The organism is Stenotrophomonas sp. Ps181, assembly GCF_025697425.1.
Classification (GTDB): Bacteria; Pseudomonadota; Gammaproteobacteria; order Xanthomonadales; family Xanthomonadaceae; genus Stenotrophomonas; species Stenotrophomonas sepilia.
The window spans coordinates 85,575-106,193 of the sequence record NZ_JAHWBI010000003.1 but is presented as its reverse complement, the minus strand read 5'-3'; the positions used below and the strand labels follow the sequence as shown (position 1 = coordinate 106,193).

Annotated in this window: 15 protein-coding genes; 11 read left to right on the top strand and 4 right to left on the bottom strand. The window is 66.0% G+C overall.

Annotated elements, in window-relative coordinates; translation table 11 throughout:
- Positions 1-8 precede the first annotated feature (8 nt).
- The 11 genes from KXV01_RS07380 (at position 9) to KXV01_RS07330 (ending at position 15,247) form a co-directional block, all read left to right on the top strand.
- A complete protein-coding gene (locus KXV01_RS07380) occupies positions 9-1,988 on the top strand; it encodes a chemotaxis protein CheA (RefSeq protein WP_111096377.1) in 1,980 nt (659 codons plus the stop codon).
- Between the two features lie 383 nt (positions 1,989-2,371).
- Positions 2,372-4,621 carry a methyl-accepting chemotaxis protein gene (locus KXV01_RS07375; RefSeq protein WP_164283870.1) on the top strand — a complete coding sequence of 750 codons (2,250 nt, stop codon included), beginning with the start codon at positions 2,372-2,374 and terminating at the stop codon, positions 4,619-4,621.
- Between the two features lie 160 nt (positions 4,622-4,781).
- A complete protein-coding gene (locus KXV01_RS07370; RefSeq protein WP_049438540.1) occupies positions 4,782-5,555 on the top strand; it encodes a flagellar brake protein in 774 nt (257 codons plus the stop codon).
- A 183-nt stretch (positions 5,556-5,738) separates the two neighbouring features.
- Positions 5,739-6,230: a chemotaxis protein CheW gene (locus tag KXV01_RS07365; protein WP_014647021.1), complete on the top strand. Its 492-nt coding sequence runs from the start codon at positions 5,739-5,741 to the stop codon at positions 6,228-6,230.
- A 213-nt stretch (positions 6,231-6,443) separates the two neighbouring features.
- Positions 6,444-6,749 (top strand): hypothetical protein, encoded by a 306-nt coding sequence (locus tag KXV01_RS07360; RefSeq protein ID WP_223224824.1) that lies wholly within the window; start codon positions 6,444-6,446, stop codon positions 6,747-6,749.
- 101 nt (positions 6,750-6,850) lie between these two features.
- Entirely contained in the window at positions 6,851-9,226 is a 2,376-nt protein-coding gene (locus KXV01_RS07355) for a methyl-accepting chemotaxis protein (RefSeq protein WP_164283872.1), read from the top strand.
- Between the two features lie 525 nt (positions 9,227-9,751).
- Entirely contained in the window at positions 9,752-12,034 is a 2,283-nt protein-coding gene (locus KXV01_RS07350) for a methyl-accepting chemotaxis protein (RefSeq protein WP_111096380.1), read from the top strand.
- A gap of 37 nt (positions 12,035-12,071) precedes the next feature.
- Positions 12,072-12,941 (top strand): CheR family methyltransferase, encoded by an 870-nt coding sequence (locus KXV01_RS07345; RefSeq protein ID WP_049416359.1) that lies wholly within the window; start codon positions 12,072-12,074, stop codon positions 12,939-12,941.
- The gene (cheD, locus tag KXV01_RS07340) at positions 12,938-13,534 is read left to right on the top strand and encodes a chemoreceptor glutamine deamidase CheD (RefSeq protein WP_014037083.1); all 597 of its coding nucleotides are present in this window, start codon (positions 12,938-12,940) and stop codon (positions 13,532-13,534) included. Before KXV01_RS07345 ends, cheD begins: the two co-directional genes overlap by 4 nt.
- The gene (locus tag KXV01_RS07335; protein WP_099495842.1) at positions 13,531-14,604 is read left to right on the top strand and encodes a chemotaxis response regulator protein-glutamate methylesterase; all 1,074 of its coding nucleotides are present in this window, start codon (positions 13,531-13,533) and stop codon (positions 14,602-14,604) included. Before cheD ends, KXV01_RS07335 begins: the two co-directional genes overlap by 4 nt.
- 271 nt (positions 14,605-14,875) lie before the next feature.
- Entirely contained in the window at positions 14,876-15,247 is a 372-nt protein-coding gene (locus KXV01_RS07330; RefSeq protein ID WP_134731698.1) for a hypothetical protein, read from the top strand.
- 96 nt (positions 15,248-15,343) lie between these two features.
- Here the strand turns inward: KXV01_RS07330 and KXV01_RS07325 are convergent, their stop codons facing one another.
- The 4 genes from KXV01_RS07325 to KXV01_RS07310 form a co-directional block, all read right to left on the bottom strand.
- Positions 15,344-17,122: a WG repeat-containing protein gene (locus tag KXV01_RS07325; RefSeq protein ID WP_111096381.1), complete on the bottom strand. Its 1,779-nt coding sequence runs from the start codon at positions 17,120-17,122 to the stop codon at positions 15,344-15,346.
- 132 nt (positions 17,123-17,254) lie between these two features.
- Positions 17,255-19,846: a bifunctional aconitate hydratase 2/2-methylisocitrate dehydratase gene (gene acnB / locus KXV01_RS07320; protein WP_099495844.1), complete on the bottom strand. Its 2,592-nt coding sequence runs from the start codon at positions 19,844-19,846 to the stop codon at positions 17,255-17,257.
- A gap of 44 nt (positions 19,847-19,890) precedes the next feature.
- Positions 19,891-20,289: a type II toxin-antitoxin system VapC family toxin gene (locus tag KXV01_RS07315; protein ID WP_005416402.1), complete on the bottom strand. Its 399-nt coding sequence runs from the start codon at positions 20,287-20,289 to the stop codon at positions 19,891-19,893.
- A gap of 6 nt (positions 20,290-20,295) precedes the next feature.
- Positions 20,296-20,520: an AbrB/MazE/SpoVT family DNA-binding domain-containing protein gene (locus KXV01_RS07310; protein WP_005409505.1), complete on the bottom strand. Its 225-nt coding sequence runs from the start codon at positions 20,518-20,520 to the stop codon at positions 20,296-20,298.
- Positions 20,521-20,619 lie beyond the last annotated feature (99 nt).

Below are 20,619 nucleotides of genomic sequence, written 5' to 3'. Positions count from 1 at the left end.
CCACTGCCATGAGCATGGACCTGCAACGCTTCCACGCCACCTTCTTCGAGGAGAGCCGCGAAGGCCTCGATGCGATGGAGGCTGGCCTGCTGGCCCTGGAATCGGGGCAGCAGGACGCGGAGATCATCAATTCGGTGTTCCGCGCCGCCCACTCGATCAAGGGCGGCGCCGGCACCTTCGGCTTCGACGCGATCGCCGGCCTGACCCACGTGCTGGAGACGCTGCTCGATGAGCTGCGCGCCGGCAAGCGGGCCCTGGAAGGCCACGCCGTCGACGCCATGCTGTCCTCGGTGGATGTGCTGCGCGCCCTGCTGCGCGAAGCCGAACACGGCCAAGCCGCAGATCCCGCCGCAGTCGCTGCGGTGAAGGCGGGCCTGGAAGCGGTTCTTTCCGGCCAGGCCGCAGCGAGCGTCCCGGCGGCCGCCGCAGCCAAGGTGGACGATACGCCGGAAGCCTGGCAGATCGGCTTCACCCCGGCGCCGTCGCTGTTCATGAGCGGCAACGACCCGCTGCGCATCATCCGCGAACTGGAACACCTCGGTTCGCTGCAGGTCGCTGCGCGCATGGAACGCCTGCCGGGCTTCGCCCAGCTTGATCCGCTCGAAGCCCACCTGGCGTGGGACCTGGGCCTGGTCGGCAAGGTGCCGCGCAGCAAGATCGAAGACACCTTCGCCTGGGTGCTGGACGATTGTGAGCTGGACATCCGTCCCGCCGCGCCGCCGAGCCTGGCCACCCAGGCGCCGGCCGCAGCGGCCCCCGCTCCGGTCGCAGCGGCACCTGCCGCGCCTGCCGCCAGCGGTGGTGCCAGCCAGGAAGCGGAAACCTCGATCCGCGTCAGCGTCGACAAGGTCGATGCGCTGATCAACCTGGTCGGCGAACTGGTCATCACCCAGGCCATGCTCAAGCAGGTCTCGCACGCACTGGACCCGGTCCACGCCGAGAGCCTGTTCGCCGGGCTGGACCAGCTTGAACGCAACACCCGCGACCTGCAGGAAGCGGTGATCGGCGTGCGCATGCTGCCCGTCGATGCGGTGTTCCGCCGCTTCCCGCGCCTGGTTCGTGACCTGTCCAGCCGCCTCGGCAAGCAGGTGCGCCTGCGCACCGTCGGCGAAGGCACCGAACTGGACAAGGGCCTGATCGAGAAGATCGCCGATCCGCTGGTGCACCTGGTGCGCAACTCGATCGACCACGGCCTGGAAATGCCCGACGTGCGCCGCGGTGCGGGCAAGGACGAGACCGGCACGATCACGCTGGCAGCCTCGCATCAGGGCGGCCATATCGTCATCGAAGTCAGCGACGACGGTCGCGGCCTGGACCGCGCCAAGATTCTGGCCAAGGCCACCGAGCGCGGCCTGGCGGTGCCGGACAACCCGACCGATTCGCAGGTCTGGGACCTGATCTTCCAGCCTGGCTTCTCCACGGCCGATGCGGTCACCGACCTGTCCGGGCGTGGCGTCGGCATGGACGTGGTCCGCCGCAACATCCAGGCGCTGGGGGGCGAGGTGCAGATCGAAAGCAGCCTCGGTACCGGCACCCGCACGCTGATCCGCCTGCCGCTGACCCTGGCCATCCTCGATGGCATGACTGTGGCCGTGGCCGGCGAAACCCTGATCCTGCCGCTGGCCTACGTGCTTGAGGCATTGCAGCCGCAGCCCGAGGATATCCGCAGCATGGCCGGCGAAGGCCGCGTACTGCGCGTGCGTGGCGAGTACCTGCCGATCCTGTCGCTGAGCGAGTACTACGGCTACGGCAACCGCGCACCCGGCAGCGAATCGCTGGTGGTGGTGGTGGAAGGCGATGGCCAGAAAATCGCGCTGGAAGTGGACGAACTGGTCGGCCAGCAGCAGGTGGTGGTGAAGAACATCGAGAACAACTACCGCCGCATCGGCGGGGTGTCCGGTGCCACCATCCTTGGCGACGGCCGCGTCGCGTTGATCGTTGACATCGGCGGACTGGTGCGCTCGCTGCGGATGCCGCAGGCCGCCTGATCCACGCCGCATGCGGGTCATGGACCGCCGCCCTTCGGGGCGGCGGTTTTTGTTTGCGTGCGCCTGCCAGTGGGGTCAGATCCCTTTCCGCGGGAACGGCATCTGGCCGCGGGACGGCACCCCGAAACCAGATCGTGAACTCCGTCGGCACGATGGTTGCGGGCGCAACCACTTCATCCAAGCGAAACCGCGTCGCGGCAACGCTTTTGCGCTGTCATCCCTACGCAACCGAATGTGATCTGCGTCCATAAAGTCCGCGCGGACGGCGCCGTTATTTCGCTTGACGGTCGTCACCGAACCCCACCGGGCACCCCCGTTCGCTCTGCAACCACCCCCAAACCGGCGCACAGACGCCGGCACTCTGCCCACCTGGAGCACCCTGCATGAAGTGGTTCCAAGATCTGCCCATCGCCCGCAAGCTGGCCGTGGGGTTCACCCTCACCACCCTGATGACCGTCGTACTGGGTGCCTTTGCCCTGATCCGGCTGTCCGAGGCCAACGCGCAGCTGCGCGACATGGCCGGCAACGATATCCCCTCGGTCCAGCACCTGGGCGAGGCACGTTCGCAGCTGGGCGAGTTCCGCACCTACGAACTGGCCCAGCTGAGCATGCTCGACCAGCCGGAGAAGGTCGCCGACTACAACAAGCGCATGGGCGATACCGCCAAGGCCGTGCATGACGAGCTGGCGGCGTACGCGGCGCTGCCGGCGCTGGACAAGGAGCGTGAACTGTATCGCGCGGCCAGCGCACAGCTGGACCGCTACTTCGCCGCAAACAAGGCGATGCGCGACGCCGTGGCCGCCGGTGATGGCGCACAGGCCCAGCAGATCTCCGACGAGCAGTCGCGCCCGGCGCGTCGCGACCTGTTCGCTGCGATGAAGGCACTGGGCACCCACATCGCCGGCCAGATGGACGGCAAGATCGCCGACGCCAACGCCACCCACCGCACCAGCATGATTGCCATCATCGGCTGCATCGTGCTGCTGTCGCTGGTCGCTGCCGCGCTGGCCATCGTCATCTCGCGCGCAGTGACCGGCCCACTCGGCAAGGCCGTGCATGCCATCCAGGCCGTTGCACGCGGTGATCTCAGCGTCAGCACCCAGGCCACCAGCAAGGATGAAGCCGGCAGGATGCTCGCTGCCACCGCCGAGATGACGGCGATGCTGCGACGCTTCAGCGAGCAGACACAGCTGATGGCACAGATGCACGCTGGCCCGGACATCAGCCATCGCATCCCGGAAGATTTCCCGGGCGTCTACGGCCAGCTGGCCAACGGCATCAACACGGTGATCTTCGAACATCTCGATGCGATCATCGATGCCATTGAAGTACTCAACCAGTACGCCATCGGCAATCTGAGCCCGGATGCACGCCGCCTGCCCGGCAGCCGCGCGATCCTGCACGAATCCATGGACGCGGCCAAGGCCAGCCTGCTGGCGATCAATTCGCAGATCCAGCACCTGGCTGCGGCGGCCGCCGCCGGTGACTTCAGCCAGCGCGGCGACGCACAGCGGTTCCAGCACGACTTCAAGGTGATGATCGAGCACCTCAACACCATGATGCAGGTGGCTGACGGCAACCTCGGCCAGCTCTCGCAGCTGCTGCAGTCGATCGCCACCGGCGACCTGACCGCACGCATGGAAGGCCAGTTCAATGGCGTGTTCGCCCGCATGCGGGATGATGCCAACACCACGGTCGCGCAGCTGACCCAGATCGTCGGCCAGATCCAGGCCAGCGCTTCCAGCATCACCCTGGCCGCCGGCGAGATCGCCTCGGGCAACAGCGACCTGTCGCGCCGGACCGAGCAGCAGGCCGCCAACCTGGAAGAAACCGCAGCCTCGATGGAGGAACTGACCTCCACCGTGCGCCAGAACGCCGAGCACGCCCGCCAGGCCAACCAGCTCGCCATCGGCGCGCATGGTGTCGCCTCGCAGGGCGGCGAGGTCGTCGGCCAGGTGGTCACCACCATGTCGGCCATCGAAGCCTCGTCGAAGAAGATCGCCGAGATCATCAGCGTCATCGACGGCATTGCGTTCCAGACCAACATTCTGGCGCTGAATGCCGCCGTGGAAGCCGCGCGTGCCGGTGAACAGGGCCGCGGCTTCGCCGTGGTCGCCAGCGAAGTGCGCACTCTCGCCCAGCGCTCGGCCGCCGCCGCCAAGGAGATCAAGGGCCTGATCGACGACTCGGTCGGCAAGGTCGCCGAGGGCTCCAGCCTGGTTCACCAGGCCGGCAGCACCATGGGCGAGATCGTCGCCTCGGTGCAGCGCGTCACCGACATCATGGCCGAGATTTCCGCTGCTTCGCAGGAACAGAGCGCGGGCATCGAGCAGGTCAACCAGACCGTGGTGCAGATGGACGAAACCACCCAGCAGAACGCCGCACTGGTGGAGGAAGCCACCGCCGCCGCACGTGCGATGGAGGACCAGGCCGTGCAGCTGGGTGAAGCAGTGGCCCGCTTCCGGCTGGCATCGCACGGCACGACGGCCATTCCGGCACGCCCGCTGGCAGCACCGGTACCGCGCCAGGTCGCAGCCGCCGCACCGGCGGCAAAAACGGTCCCGGCACGTGCGCTGCGCACCGGGGCAGCCCAGCCGGCACTGGCTGCGGACGGCGACTGGCAGGAGTTCTGACAGAACCACGGGGTCAGATCCCTTTCCCTCGGGAAAGGGATCTGGGTCCTCACGCGCCGAAAGTGATGCAAAACTCACTTCATAATCCGGTGCAGAGGCCGATACCTCCATCGAGCCTCGCACCAACGCGTGCTGGCGCCCGCCCCTGACCGTAGATTCCATGTCCGACGGCAACGACACTGCAGTGCATGATGTCCACGCGGCCGACGCCGCTGACGAGCGCTTCCTGGTCCGCAACCCGCGCCAGCTGCGGCAGCTGCTGCGCTCGCTGATCGACCAGCGATCATTGATCAACGCGCACATCGACGGCCGCGACCGTTCGTTCCCCACTGCGCTGCTCGACCTCGACGAGGACGAGGACACCCTGCTGCTCGATGGCAGCCCGCAGGAAGCTTCCAACCGCGCCGCCGAGCAGGCCGATCACCTGCTGTGCTTCGCCCAGCTCGAACGGGTGCTGGTGCGCTTCCGCCTGCACGAACTGCAGCGCGTGGACAACGACGGCCACGTGGCCTTCCGCGCCCCGCTTCCGGAAGAACTGGTGCACCTGCAGCGCCGCGAGCTGTATCGGCTGGAGACGCCGGTCACTGATTCACCGCAGCTGCTGCTGCCACCCGGCGAAGCGCGGGCCGAAGCGCTGTCGATGCGGGTGGTGGACATCAGCGGTGGCGGCCTGGCCGTGGTGGTGCCCAATGACTGCGCGGTGTTTGGTCTGCAGAAGCGCTATCCGGCGCAGCTGTCGCTGCCGGACGGCCCCGACCTGGATATCGAACTGGTGGTCTGCAACCTGCTGCCGCAGCGTCAGCCCAACGGCATCGAGGTCAAGCGCGTGGGAATGCGCTTTGAATGCCTGCCACGCGGCGCCGACAGCGCCATCCAGCGCTACATCTTCCGCATCGACCGCCAGCGCAAGGCCCGCCGCAACGGCGAGCTCTGAGGCCGTCCGACCGGTAGTGCCGGCCGCCGGCCGGCAACCCTGGAACGCGTGCCGGGGTCAGATCCCTTTTCCCTGAAAATGGATCTGACCCCATCCACGGCACTGCCCGGCACCTAAAGTCCCCCCCGGCGGGGCCGATATCGAGCCTGACACCGGGACTTCCGGCAGAACCAGGACCCCTCGATGAACGACAAGACCAGCTCCGCCGCCAGCGCCGGTGGCGAATTCCTCAGCTTCACCCTTGGTGACGAGCACTACGGCGTGGACATCCTCAAGGTGCAGGAAATCCGCGGCTACGACGCCGTCACCCGCGTGCCGGACGCCCCGGACTACATCAAGGGCGTGATCAACCTGCGCGGCACCATCGTCCCGGTGATCGACCTGCGCCTGAAGCTGCGCCTGGACAACGCCCGCTACGATGCCTTCACCGTGATGATCGTGCTGAACGTGGAAGACCGCGTGGTCGGCATCGTCGTCGACAGCGTCTCCGACGTGATCCCGCTGTCGGCCGAGCAGATCCGCCCGACCCCGGAATTCGGCGCCGCCGTCGATACCCGCTTCATCTCCGGCATCGGTACCCACGACGATCGCATGCTGATCCTGCTGGACATCGAGACCCTGCTCGACAGCGCCGACATGGGCCAGGCCAACCTTGCCGAAGACGTCGCTGCCTGAGCAAACGGAACTGCTTCACGTTCCAGTCACAACACCCTTCAGTTCCCTTCGGCGGTGCCGATAGGGGGACAGAAGCCGGTCGCGCAGGAGCGCGCAGGACCGGCCCGATCGTTACCATCCCCGGAGATACCCTCGATGAAGTCCCTGTTTGCGTTCGTCTCGGCCGCTGTCCTGGCCACCACCGCCGCCTCCGCTTTCGCCCAGTCGGCCGACATGATCCCGCCTGAAATGGCGCCGCGTTCGGTCGGCAAGGACGGCATGGTCTGTGGCAAGGTCGAAAAGGCCCGTTACGCAGAAGGCTCCGAAGGCCAGCCGACCTTCCTGTACATGGGCGGCGCCTTCCCGCGCCACACCTTCTCGGCGCGTATCGCCGGCGAGAACCGCGGCAAGTTCTCCTTCCCGCTGGAAACCCTGGAAGGCAAGACCGTCTGCGTGATCGGCAAGATCCAGCGCGACGCCTCGCGCGCAGAAATCGAAGTCAGCTCGCCGGCCGGGCTGAAGCTGGCCAACATCAAGTAATCCGCCGTTCGTCGGACCACGCCGGGCCTGGTCCTGGCGTGGTTTCTGCTGCAACCGGGCCCGATGCCCGGGCGCGTCTGCCTTAGGAGCTCGCAACGCCCATGCCGTGGATCAACAACCTGAAACTGATGCCGAAACTGCTGCTGACCTTCGGCGTCCTCCTGCTGGTGATGCTGCTGCAGGGCATCGTCGCCTATCGCGGCCTGCATTCGCTGAACAACGTCACCACCGAGCTGGCCGGTTCGCGCATGGAGAGCATCCGCATGGCCGGCGAGATGCGCGGCATGCTGGGCGAGTACCGCAATGCCGCTTACCAGCAGCTGATCCGCGCCAGCGATGACGTCAAGTCCGATGCGCGCAGGCAGGGTGTCGACCTGCGCGCCAGCATGGACAAGTCGATCAAGGAGTATCCGAAGCTGGTCGACAACCCGCAGCAGAAGAAGCTGTTCGACGCCTTCGCCAAGGAATGGAAGGACGCCCTGGCATCCTATGACAGCGTCACGGAGATGCTGGAACTGGACCTGCCGGACGACGCCATCGATACCTTCGTCGGCGAAACCCGCACCAAGCACCGCAAGGCTGCCTCCGCGCTGGAGGCGCTGATCGCCGAAGACAACCGCCTCGCCCGCGCCTCGCGCGACGAGGCCGCATCCACCTACTCCGCCTCGGCCGTGCTGACCGTGATCGCCCTGCTGGGCGGCGCCGCGCTCGGCCTGGTGCTGGTGTGGTTGTTTGCCCGTGCCCTGGTCGGCAGCGTGCGTGGCGCCGTGTCGGTCGCCAACGACGTGGCCGGCGGCAAGCTCGATGGCCACATCGACGTCAGCCGCCAGGATGAAGTGGGCGAACTGATGCAAGCCATGCAGCGCATGCAGCGCGACCTGCGCGAGCGCATCGAGACCGACCAGGCCATCGCCCGCGAGAACCTGCGCATCCGTACCGCGCTGGATTACAGCTCGACCGGCGTGTACCTGACCGATACCAGCAACACCATCGTCTACAGCAACCGCGCACTGCAGCAGACCCTGAGCCAGTACCAGGACGAACTGCGCCGTGACCTGCCGGACTTCGACGCCCAGGCCCCGCTGATCGGCAAGCCGGTCACCGTGCTTGAGCACCGTGGTGAGATGGACCAGACCCTGCTGAACAACCTGAAGGCACACGGTGTCGCCCGTCGCCCGATGCAGTACGGCGATGCCCAGTTCGCCCAGGTGGTGTCGACCATCCGCAATGAAGGCGGCGACACCGTCGGCTACGTGGTGGAGTGGCGTGACCGTACCCAGGAAGCGCAGGTTGAAGCGGAAGTGGCCCGCGTGATCGCCCAGGCCGCCGCCGGCGACCTGTCCGGCCGCATCGACGCCAGCGACAAGGAAGGCTTCTTCCTGCAGCTGGCGCAGCAGATCAACGGCCTGCTGGACGCCAACGCCGGCAGCATCGAACAGATCTCCGGCCTGCTTGCGGCACTGTCGCAGGGTGACCTGACCGTGCGCATGCACGGCGACTACCAGGGCGTGTTCGCCCGCATGCGTGACGATGCCAACGCCACCGCCGCGCAGCTGAGCGAGATCGTCACCCGCATCAAGCAGTCCAGCCGCGCGATCAGTTCGGCCGCCGGCGAGATCGCCTCCGGCAACAGCGACCTGTCGCGCCGGACCGAGCAGCAGGCCGCCAACCTGGAAGAGACTGCGGCCTCGATGGAGGAACTGACCTCCACCGTGCGCCAGAACGCCGAACACGCCCGCCAGGCCAACCAGCTCGCCATCGGCGCGCATGGCGTCGCCTCGCAAGGTGGCGAGGTGGTCGGCCAGGTGGTCACCACCATGTCCGCCATCGAAGCCTCGTCCAAGAAGATCGCCGAGATCATCAGCGTCATCGACGGCATCGCGTTCCAGACCAATATCCTGGCACTGAATGCCGCCGTGGAAGCCGCGCGTGCCGGTGAACAGGGCCGCGGCTTCGCCGTGGTTGCCAGCGAAGTGCGCACCCTGGCCCAGCGCTCGGCCGCCGCCGCCAAGGAGATCAAGGGCCTGATCGACGACTCCGTCGGCAAGGTCAACGATGGCTCGGCGCTGGTGCACAAGGCCGGCGCGACCATGGGCGAGATCGTCGCCTCGGTGCAGCGCGTGACCGACATCATGGCCGAGATTTCCGCCGCCTCGCAGGAACAGAGCGCGGGCATCGAGCAGGTCAACCAGACCGTGGTGCAGATGGACGAAACCACCCAGCAGAATGCCGCGCTGGTGGAGGAAGCCACCGCCGCCGCCCGCGCGATGGAAGAACAGGCCGGCCACCTCAGCGAGGCTGTGTCGATCTTCGTGGTGGACGAAGCCGAAGTCGTGGCCGCCCCGCGCGTCACCGCTTCGGCGCCGCGCGCCGCTGCACCGGCTGCCCCGGCCCCGGCTGCCCCGCCGGCCCGCCGCACGGCAGGTGGTCGCCCGATGGCAACCGAACTGGCCGACGGGGACTGGCAGGAATTCTGATGCCTGCCTGACCTGATCCACGAACACGCCCTGGCCCTGTGCTGGGGCGTTTTTGTTTAGGGGGTATCTGATTATCCAGCCAACGGCGAAGCCCCTCGGGGTGGTCGGTCGAAGTGCTGGGCTGCTGAGGGCAGGCCGGGAGGGTGGGTCGCGCAGGGGACGCCGTGAACCCGTCCCTGGGGGCTTGGCCGCGGCTTGCTCGTGTGCGCTGTCCTGCGCACACGAGCAAGGCGCCATCAAGCCCCCAAGGACGGGTTTACGGCGTGTCCTGCCTGCCCACCCCGGCCCAGCTACTTACTGACAATCCAGCGCCGACCAACCGCTGTTGCTGTTGCTGTTGCTGTTGCCGCTGCTTCAAAAGCCTGCCGCAGGCAGCGCCGCAGCCGCCGCTGCAGGAAAAACCTGAATACGTTCCGACACCGCACCTCAATCCCCCGCCCCCGCGGCCGATAACGGGGTTGTCACGGCGCATCCCGCCGCTGGCCGGCTCGGCGCCGCCCGCCTGCTTCAACCGGGTCCTGCTCGATGAATCTCCTGCATCGCTGGCAACACTACTTCCGCAATCTTTCCGTCCGGCGCAAGCTCAACCTGCTGACGCTGCTCATCGCGCTCGGCGTGATCGCGCTGTCGGTGATCGCCGCCCGCATGCAGTACCTTGACCTGACCGAGACCCGCAAGGCTGCGCTGAAGACCCAGGTCGAACTGAGCTACGGCATCCTCCAGCACTACCACCGCCTGGCCGGTACCGGCGAGCTCAGCGAAGAGGCCGCCAAGCGCGCCGCGCTGCAGGCGCTTGAGGTCATGCGCGCCGGGAACGATACCTACTACTTCAACATTTACGACACCGGCTACCGCCTGCTGATGCACCCGTTCCGCAAGGACCTGGTCGGCAAGGACATGAAGGACTTCCACACCGACGACGGCGTACGGATCTACTACGACCAGGTCGAAGCGGCTCGCGCCGGCGGCGGCTTCGTCAACTACCGCTGGGCCAAGCCGGGCAGCAAGGGCGAGGTCGAGAAGGTCGCGTACGCCGGCCTGTTCGCGCCGTGGAACTGGGTGGTCAGCAGTGGCGTCTACATGGACGACGTGCAGAAGCAGGCGCTGGTGTTCACTGCCATCATGACCGTCTCCGGTGGCGTGCTGGTGCTGATCGTGCTGGCCCTGAGCTGGGTCATCGGCAACCGTATCGCGGTACCGCTGAAGCAGGCCACGGCCGTCGCCGAAGGCATCGCCGCCGGCAAGCTCGACAGCCACATCGGACCGCAGCCGCACGATGAAACCGGTCGCCTGCTGGACGCCATGGCCGGCATGCAGCAGCAGTTGCATGCGGTCATCACCGGCCAGCGCGAAATGGCCCGCCGCCACGACGGTGGCGAACTCAGCTACCGCATCGACGCCAGCGCCTTCCCGGGCGAATACGGGCTGATGGTGCAGGAAACCAACGCCCTGGTTGGTAGCCACGTGCAGACCCTGCACGATGTGCTGGACGTGGTGCAGCAGTACGCGGTCGGTGACCTGAGCCGCGACATCGCCCGCTACCCGGGCGAGAAGGCGGCGATGACCACCACCGTCGACACCGTCAAGGCCAACCTCGGCCGCATCAACGCCGAGATCAAGCAGTTGGCCAGCGCCGCTGCTGCCGGCGACTTCAGCCGCCGAGGCGATGCGCAGCGCTTCGACCACGATTTCCGCCTGATGCTGGAAAACCTCAACGCGATGATGGCGGTCAGCGATGACAACCTCGGCAAGCTGTCGCAGCTGCTGTCGGCCATCGCCGAGGGCGACCTGACCGCGCGCATGCACGGCGACCATCAGGGTGTGTTCGCCCGCATGCGCGACGATGCCAACGCCACGGTCGCGCAGCTGACTCAGATCGTCGGCCAGATCCAGGCCAGCGCTTCCAGCATTACCCTGGCCGCCGGCGAGATCGCCTCGGGCAACAGCGACCTGTCGCGCCGGACCGAGCAGCAGGCCGCCAACCTGGAAGAAACCGCGGCCTCGATGGAGGAACTGACCTCCACCGTGCGCCAGAACGCCGAACACGCCCGCCAGGCCAACCAGCTCGCCATCGGCGCGCATGGTGTCGCCTCGCAGGGCGGCGAGGTCGTCGGCCAGGTGGTCACCACCATGTCCGCCATCGAAGCCTCGTCGAAGAAGATCGCCGAGATCATCAGCGTCATCGACGGCATCGCGTTCCAGACCAATATCCTGGCACTGAATGCCGCCGTGGAAGCCGCGCGTGCCGGTGAACAGGGCCGCGGCTTCGCCGTGGTTGCCAGCGAAGTGCGCACCCTCGCCCAGCGCTCGGCCGCCGCCGCCAAGGAGATCAAGGGCCTGATCGACGACTCCGTCGGCAAGGTCGCCGAGGGCTCCAGCCTGGTCCACCAGGCCGGCAGCACCATGGGCGAGATCGTCGCCTCGGTGCAGCGCGTCACCGACATCATGGCCGAGATTTCCGCTGCTTCGCAGGAACAGAGCGCGGGCATCGAGCAGGTCAACCAGACCGTGGTGCAGATGGACGAGACCACCCAGCAGAACGCCGCACTGGTGGAGGAAGCCACCGCCGCCGCACGTGCGATGGAAGACCAGGCCGCACAGCTTGCAGATGCCGTGGCGATCTTCCGGCTCGACAACCAGGTCTCGGCCGCGATGCAGGCCGTTGCCGCGCGGGTCGAGCCGGCGAGAGTCACCACCGTGGCACCTCCGCAGCCAGGCCGTGCGGCAGCACCTGCACCGATACCGCCACGTCGCAGCAGCAACGCCAGCACCTTCGCCGCCAGCGACAGCGACTGGCAGGAATTCTGAGACCCACCCGCGGCGGCTTCGGCCGCCGCCCCCGCCGATGGACACGTCCCCCGTGCAAAGTCCTACCCCCATCGTCACCGGCCCGCGCGAATTCGAGTTCGCCGACCGCGATTTCCGCCGCGTCTGCGACCTGATCTACCAGCGCGTGGGCATCGCCCTCGCCCCGGCAAAGCGCGACATGGTCTATGGCCGCCTGTCGCGCCGCCTGCGCACGCTGGGCATGCGCAGCTTCCAGCAGTATCTGGACCATCTGGAACAGGAAGATGGTGACGAGTGGCAGGCGTTCACCAACGCGCTGACCACCAACCTGACCTCGTTCTTCCGCGAACCGCACCACTTCGACAAGCTGCGCGAAGAACTGCAGCAGCGCTCCAGCCGCACGCCGTTGCTGCTGTGGTCGTGCGCGGCGTCCACGGGTGAAGAGCCCTACTCGATGGCGATCACCGCGTGCGAGGCCTTTGGCACCCTGAAGCCGCCGGTGCGCATCATTGCCACCGACGTCGATACCCAGGTGCTGGCCACCGCCGGCCGCGGCGTCTACAACATCGATCGCGTCGCCAGCCTCGATCCGGACCTGCGCCGCCGCTACTTCCAGCGTGGCAGCGGCCCCAACGAGGGCCAGTGCCGCGTGCTGCCTGCGCTGCGCGAGCTGATCGAATTCCGCCCATTGAACCTGCTCGCCCCGCGCTACGACGTCGGTGGCCCGTTCGATGCGTTGTTCTGCCGCAACGTGATGATCTACTTCGACAAGCCAACCCAGCGCGCGATCCTCGGCCGGCTGGTACAGCACCTGGCCGATGACGGCCTGCTTTACACCGGACACTCGGAGAACTACCTGCACGCCGCCGACCTGATCCAGCCCTGCGGCCGCACCCTTTACCGCCGTGCGGCGAAGGCCGGCGCATGAATGCTTCGCTGCGTACCGACGATGTGATGCGCTACCAGGATGCGCGCTTCCAGACCATTGCCGCCAAGCTGCTGCCGACCCAGTACCTGGTGGTCGATGACACCACCGCGCTGACCACCACCCTGGGTTCGTGCGTGGCCGCCTGCCTGCGCGACCCGGTACTGAAGATCGGCGGCATGAACCACTTCCTGCTGCCGGAAGGCAACGCCGGCGACGGCGCACCTGCGCGTTACGGAAGCTACGCGATGGAACTGCTGATCAACGACATGCTCAAGCGCGGCGCACACCGCAAGCGCATCGAGGCCAAGGTGTTCGGCGGCGCCAACGTGCTCAAGGGCTTCACCAGCAATCCGGTCGGTACCCGCAACGCCGAGTTCGTGCGCCAGTACCTGCAGGCCGAGCATATTCCGATCATTGCCGAGGACCTGTGCGGCATCCATCCGCGCAAGATCTGGTTCTTCGCCGATACCGGCCGCGTGGTGGTGCAGCGCCTGCCGCATGCCCACGAAGCCGAAGTGGCTGCCACCGAATCGGCGGTGCGTGCACGTCTGTCCAAGGCCCCGGTCACCGGCGGCGTGGAGTTGTTCGAATGACCCTGACCGGCAACGCCCCCTGCCGGGTCCTGATCGTCGACGACTCTGCCGTCGTGCGGCAGATGCTCACGGAAATCCTGTCCAGCGACCCGGCCATCGACGTGGTCGGCACCGCGGCTGACCCGCTGTTGGCGCGCGAGAAGATCAAGCGCCTACTCCCGGACGTGATCACCCTGGACGTGGAAATGCCGCGCATGGACGGGCTGGCGTTCCTGGAAAACCTGATGCGCCTGCATCCGCTGCCGGTGGTGATGATTTCTTCGCTGACCGAACGCGGCGCCGACACCACGCTGCAGGCGCTGGCACTGGGCGCGGTGGACTTCGTCTCCAAGCCCAAGCTGGACGTCGCACGCGGCCTGCAGGGCTACGCCGACGAAATCATCGCCAAGGTGAAGATGGCGGCGCGCTCGCGGGTGCGACCGCTGGTGCGCGCGGCCGCCCCGAAGCTCACGCTGGACGCAGCGCCGGCAACGCGTGCTGCCTCGCCGCAGTTCCGTACCACCGACCGCCTGATCGCGATCGGCTCGTCAGCCGGTGGCACCGAAGCGCTGCGCGTGGTGCTGGAAGGCATGCCTGCCGACGCGCCCGCCGTGGTGATGACCCAGCACCTGCCGGCCAGCTTCAGCAGCGCCTTCGCCGAACGCCTGGACCGCCACTCGGCCATGGCTGTGCGCGAGGCCAGCGACGGCGAAGCGGTGCTGCCCGGCCATGCCTACCTGCCACCCGGCGGCAAGCACCTGCGCATCATCCGTGACGGTGCACGCTGGCGCTGCCGCGTCGACGACGGCCCAGCGGTGAACCGGCACAAGCCGGCGGTGGACGTGCTGTTCCGCTCGGTCGCGCAGAGCGCGGGTGGCAATGCCATCGGGGCCATCCTCACCGGCATGGGTGACGACGGCGCACGCGGCCTGCTGGAAATGCGCCAGGCCGGCGCGCCGACACTGGTGCAGGACGAGGCCACCAGCGTGGTCTGGGGCATGCCCGGTGCAGCGTTCAAACTCGGCGCCGCTGAGGAACAGGTGCCACTGGAACGGATTGCCGAGCGGCTGCTGGCGCTCGCTCGCGGCTGATAGCGCGCCCCGGCTCAAGGACTCCGCGGGCAGTAGATCCACGCCATGCGTGGATGACTTTGTAGAGTCGAGCCGCGCTCGACTCATCGCGCATCGCACGAACAGCAGCCAAGCATGGACTCGGCGCTACAGGCCATCAGGCAACAAGAAAAGGTGCCGGCTTTCATCGGGGTTCTTCGTTTCAAGGTGCCGGCTTTCATCGGGGTTCTTCGTTTCAACGCGCTACCCGCGTGTGTGCTTTGATAGCGGTATTGCACAAGGAATGCTGCACATGATCAAAGGCATATGGAAGGCCGCCCTGGCGGCCGTACTGCTTTCATTGCCACTGGCACCCGCCAGCGCCAGTGGCGATCTGTTCTACTTCGAGGCCAAGCAGGGTGATGTGTTCTTCATGCTGATGCTGGTGGGTCGCGAAGATCCCGGCGCGGTAAGCGTCAGCTGGAAAGGCCCGTCTATCCCGCCGTACCCCAACGTGCATCGCCGCTACTACATCGAATTCAACCGTGCAAAGCGCCAGGCCTACGTGCGTCCACTTGACCGTGATGGACTGCCTTGGTTCGAGATGGATGTCTCCGGTAAGAGCGGCAACGTGCTGATCGGCGGCCGTCGGCTGGAAGGCAGCGCAGACTGGACCGTGCAGTAGCGCCGGAAGCCTGAGCGTTGCGTTGTTTCCAACACGCCCAGATTTTCCATTTGGATCGCACCAGGCTCCAGCCATACCAGGCAGTCAATGGTCCGACTATTGGCTGGGACGAGGATGCAGACGCCCCAGAACGGTCCCGTCGAGCTTGATCAGCTCCAAGGTCTGATCTGTCTTCAACGTCTCAAACAGACCATCCGGTCGAGAATGAATCGATAGAAATCCCTGTTCGAACAGCGTCGTTTCTGTGTCCGGGTCAAGAAAATTAACCGTAATATCACCGGCACTGTTTCGCTCACGCACTGAAACCAGGCCTTTCGAAACATTCACGTAGCCGTAGCGGGGCGCCAGCCTCCACCGCCCCGACTCATCCAGAAGACCCCAACGGCCACGTAGTGAGAGCGCATAGACTCTTGTTCCATCCGCCAAAAAATCCGGTAAGGGATCATGCAGCGTGAAATCAGCCACCGCATTGCCACGCAGATCGAGTATGTGATACCCGGGGTCATATCCCGGCCGTTCGAATGCCGCGACCAGATTCGGACCCAATGGTCTTATTCGACGGTAGCGAGGAGGAATCAGCCAAGCACCCGTAGCATCTATTACACCCCATCCTCCATCGGCTTGGGCCAACAGCAGTTGGTCATCCAGTCCTTCCGCGGTTTGAAAAGGCGCAAGTCGGTAGTACAGGGAAGACGAGATGCTGCCATCTTCCAGCATCATGAAACGCACCCCCGCTTCGCCGGGCTTTTGATACTCGACGATCCTGCGGTTCAACGGATGCAGGCCTGCAGCGCGTTGCAGGGAGCGCAGCGACCCATCCAGGCCTACAACGTATTCATCATCTTCCGAACTGAAGATTACATACCCCACTCGTTCAGCGAACTCATCTGTCTTCATACAGTGGCCTGCAGGCGTCGGAAACATCAAACCCGCGCGCGTGAAATGCAGGCACTGGCCGTCTTCGGCTACCGCAGAAAGCAGGTACCCACCCCGACCAAACTTGAACCGATATCGACCCATGGGCGCCACTTGCACCCCGTGGGGATCCAGCACCGTGTCGTTCCCGCCCTGGGTGGCGAGCGCGAAACCCGAACTGTTGAAGGTCATCTGATCGTAGTCCTGGCGCCCTATGCCTGCCAGTGATCGATCAACCAGGCCAAAGTGGACACCATCGCGCGAAGCGATGGCCACTTCCCCCTCATGACCCACGGGACCAAAGCTACCAAAGACACTGAAAACGGGACCGGACCTGCCCTTTGCGTCAAGGAAGTGGGTCGTGCAGCGCCGCTTTTCACTGTTGCAGAGTTCTACAGCCGGGTTTCCTGCCCAGGACGCCGAGCGCAGGAGATCGATCTCGCCTTTCTCCTCAAACCGACGCACCAATCGGCCTCGTGCATTGAAGAAGTCGATTCGCGTGTACGCCTTGGGCGGGCTCCGCAGCAATACCTTGGCTTCGATCATCCCGTTGCCATGTACCTCAACCGAGTCGTAATGCGCTTCAAGGACGATACGCCCTTCTGAATTCATGACGCCCCTGTTCTCCCCCCTTTCGAAGACCGCCACCCCATTTTTGAAGGGGCGGAGGTATTGCATTCCCCGATGCTCGACCAGTTGCCGGCCCGTGCCATCCAGCACCACGCAGCGACCCTCATGACAGAGGCTGTGGCGTGTAGTCCTGTCGAGACGGGGCGGCGGCTTGATAGACAGCGGCATCGCAGACGCCGGCGTTGCGCCGACCGATGGCGCCATGGTCAGAAGTACGGAGGCCAGCAGAGTCCCGAAGGCCTGGGTGATGACGCTGCGGCGATGGGCAGGGCTGGGAGTCGTCAGCAGAAATGAATGGCGCATCTCAGGCAAGACCCGAATGGTGGGCATCCACGGTAGGCGCCATGCGTCGCCAGAGACATACAATTTGTCCGAAAGTGCCCTGTCCACAAAAAAACCCCCGGCTTTCACCGGGGGTTCTTCGTTTCAACGGGATGCCAGCCAGCGGCCGGCACTACCGCATCAGGCAGCGACCGTGCTGGCCACGTCCTGGTATTCCTCGATCTGGTCAAAGTTCATGTAGCGGTAGATCTCCGCACCATTGGCGTTGATCACGCCGATGTCCGCCATGTACTCCTCCTTGGTCGGGATGCGGCCCAGGCGCGAGCAGATCGCCGCCAGTTCCGCCGAACCCAGGTACACGTTGGTGTTGCGGCCCAGGCGGTTCGGGAAGTTGCGGGTCGAGGTCGACATCGCGGTGGAACCCTCGCGGATCTGCGCCTGGTTGCCCATGCACAGCGAGCAGCCCGGCATTTCCATGCGCGCGCCGGTAGCGCCGAAGGTGCCGTACACGCCTTCCTTGGTCAGCTCCGAGGCGTCCATCTTGGTCGGCGGGGCCACCCACAGGCGGGTCGGCAGGTCACGCTTGCCTTCCAGCAGCTTGGCAGCGGCGCGGAAGTGACCGATGTTGGTCATGCACGAACCGATGAACACTTCGTCGATCTTGGCACCGGCCACTTCGGACAGGGTCTTCACGTCGTCCGGGTCGTTCGGGCAGGCCACGATCGGCTCGTGGATGTCGGCCAGGTCGATCTCGATGACGGCGGCGTACTCGGCGTCCGCATCCGGCTCCAGCAGCTGCGGGTTGGCCAGCCACGCTTCCATCTTCTCGATGCGACGCTGCAGCGAACGCGGATCCTGGTAACCCTCGGCAATCATCCACTTCAGCAGGGTGATGTTGCTGGTCAGGTACTCGATGATCGGTTCCTTGTTCAGGCGCACCGAGCAACCGGCCGCCGAACGCTCGGCCGAGGCGTCGGACAGTTCGAACGCCTGTTCGACCTTCAGCTCCGGCAGGCCTTCGATTTCCAGGATGCGGCCGGAGAAGATGTTCTTCTTGCCCGCCTTGGCCACGGTCAGCAGGCCCGACTTGATCGCGTACAGCGGGATCGCGTTGACCAGGTCACGCAGGGTCACGCCCGGCTGCATCTTGCCCTTGAAGCGCACCAGCACCGACTCCGGCATGTCCAGCGGCATCACGCCGGTGGCCGCAGCGAAGGCGACCAGGCCCGAACCGGCCGGGAACGAAATACCCACCGGGAAACGGGTGTGCGAGTCACCACCGGTGCCGACGGTGTCCGGCAGCAGCATGCGGTTGAGCCAGCTGTGGATCACGCCGTCGCCCGGGCGCAGCGAAACGCCGCCACGGGTGGAGATGAACTCCGGCAGGGTGTGGTGGGTCTTCACGTCCACCGGCTTCGGGTACGCGGCGGTATGGCAGAACGACTGCATCACCAGGTCGGCCGAGAAGCCCAGGCACGCCAGGTCCTTCAGCTCGTCGCGGGTCATCGGGCCGGTGGTGTCCTGCGAGCCGACCGAGGTCATCTTCGGTTCGCAGTAGGTGCCCGGGCGCATGCCCTGGCCTTCCGGCAGGCCACAGGCGCGGCCGACCATCTTCTGCGCCAGCGAGAAGCCCTTGCCGGTATCGGCCGGCTGCACCGGCAGGCGGAACAGGTCGGTCGGGGCCAGGCCCAGCGCTTCGCGCGCCTTGCCGGTCAGGCCACGGCCGATGATCAGCGGAATGCGGCCGCCGGCACGCACTTCATCGAACAGCACGTCGGACTTGACCTGGAACTCGGCGATCACTTCGCCGTTCTTCAGCGCCTTGCCTTCGTACGGGCGCAGCTCGATGACGTCGCCGTGCTCCATCTTCGACACGTCCAGCTCGATCGGCAGCGCACCGGCATCTTCCATGGTGTTGTAGAAGATCGGCGCGATCTTGCCGCCCAGGCACACGCCACCGGCGCGCTTGTTCGGGATGTACGGAATGTCATCGCCGGTCCACCACAGCACGCTGTTGGTGGCCGACTTGCGCGAGGAACCGGTGCCGACCACGTCGCCGACGTAGGCCACCAGGTGACCCTTTTCCTTCAGCGACAGGATCTGCTGGATCGGGCCGCGCTTGCCGTCTTCTTCCGGGGTGAACGGCGCATCGTCGCGCTTGTTCTTCAGCATCGCCAGAGCGTGCATCGGAATGTCCGGGCGGGTGGTCGCGTCCGGTGCCGGCGACAGGTCATCGGTGTTGGTTTCGCCCGGCACCTTGAACACGGTGACGGTCAGGCTCTGCGGCACTTCCGGGTTGCTGGTGAACCACTCGGCATCGGCCCAGCTCTGCAGCACGGCCTGGGCGTTGGCGTTGCCGGCCTTGGCCTTTTCCTGCACGTCATGGAACGCATCGAACACCAGCAGGGTCTTCTTGAGGCCATTGGCGGCAATGGTGCCGACGCTGGCGTCGTCCAGCAGCTGCACCAGCGGCGCAACGTTGTAACCGCCGAGCATGGTGCCCAGCAGTTCGGTGCCGCGCTCGCGGCTGATCAGCGGGTTCTGCTCGCTGCCCAGGGCGATCGCCGCCAGGTACGACGCCTTGACCTTGGCCGCGTCATCGACGCCGGCCGGCACGCGGTGGGTCAGCAGGTCGAGCAGGAACTCGGCCTCGCCCTGCGGCGGGTTCTTCAGCAGTTCGATGACATCGGCCGTCTGCTGCGCGCTCAGCGGCAGCGGCGGGATGCCAAGCGCAGCGCGCTCGGCGACGTGGTGGCGGTAGGCTTCCAACATGACAACTCCCGGGTAATGCGTAGGTTGAAAAATCAAAAGTGGGCTCAGGCGTGCGGCACGATCAGCTTCAGGCCCTTGAAGTAGTCGCGGTAAAACGTATCGTTCCAGGTGATCAGGCCATCGCACTGCAGCAGTGCGTGGGCGCCGACCATGAATTCGTCCAGGCTGCGGCGGCTGCCGCCACGCTGGCGATGACGACGGTGCATCTCGCCGGCGCGCAGCGCCGACTTGGCCTCCATCGGGTTGAAGTGCACGCCCATCTCTTCCAGTGCTTCGAGCACTTCGGCACCGCCGCGCAGCGATGCGCACACTTCGGCGAGGGTTGCGCCACAGACCACCACGCGGCCACCGACCAGGCTCTGCCGGAGGATGGCTTCCACGGCATCGGCCTGCGGACCATTGCTGAGCAGCTCGACCAGCACCGGTGAATCGACGGCGATCATCACGGCTTACTCCTCGTCACGCACCGCGCGCACCGCCGCGTCGGATGACTCGAAGCCGTCCAGCGCGAACTTGCCGCGCGCCCGCGAAATGGCATCGTCAACACTCTTGCGCAGGATGATGCGGCTGCCGTCCAGCTCGACCTTCAGCAGCGTGCCCTTGGTCAGGCCGAGGGCATCACGCACCGCCTTGGGCAGGGTGATCTGTCCGCGTTCTGCAACAGTGGCTTCCATCGGTAGGCCCTCCAGAGTATGCACAAATTATACATACTTCCCCGGGCATACTTCCACCCTGAACAGGACCGGCGCCCCGCCAGCCCTTGCCTCGCAAAG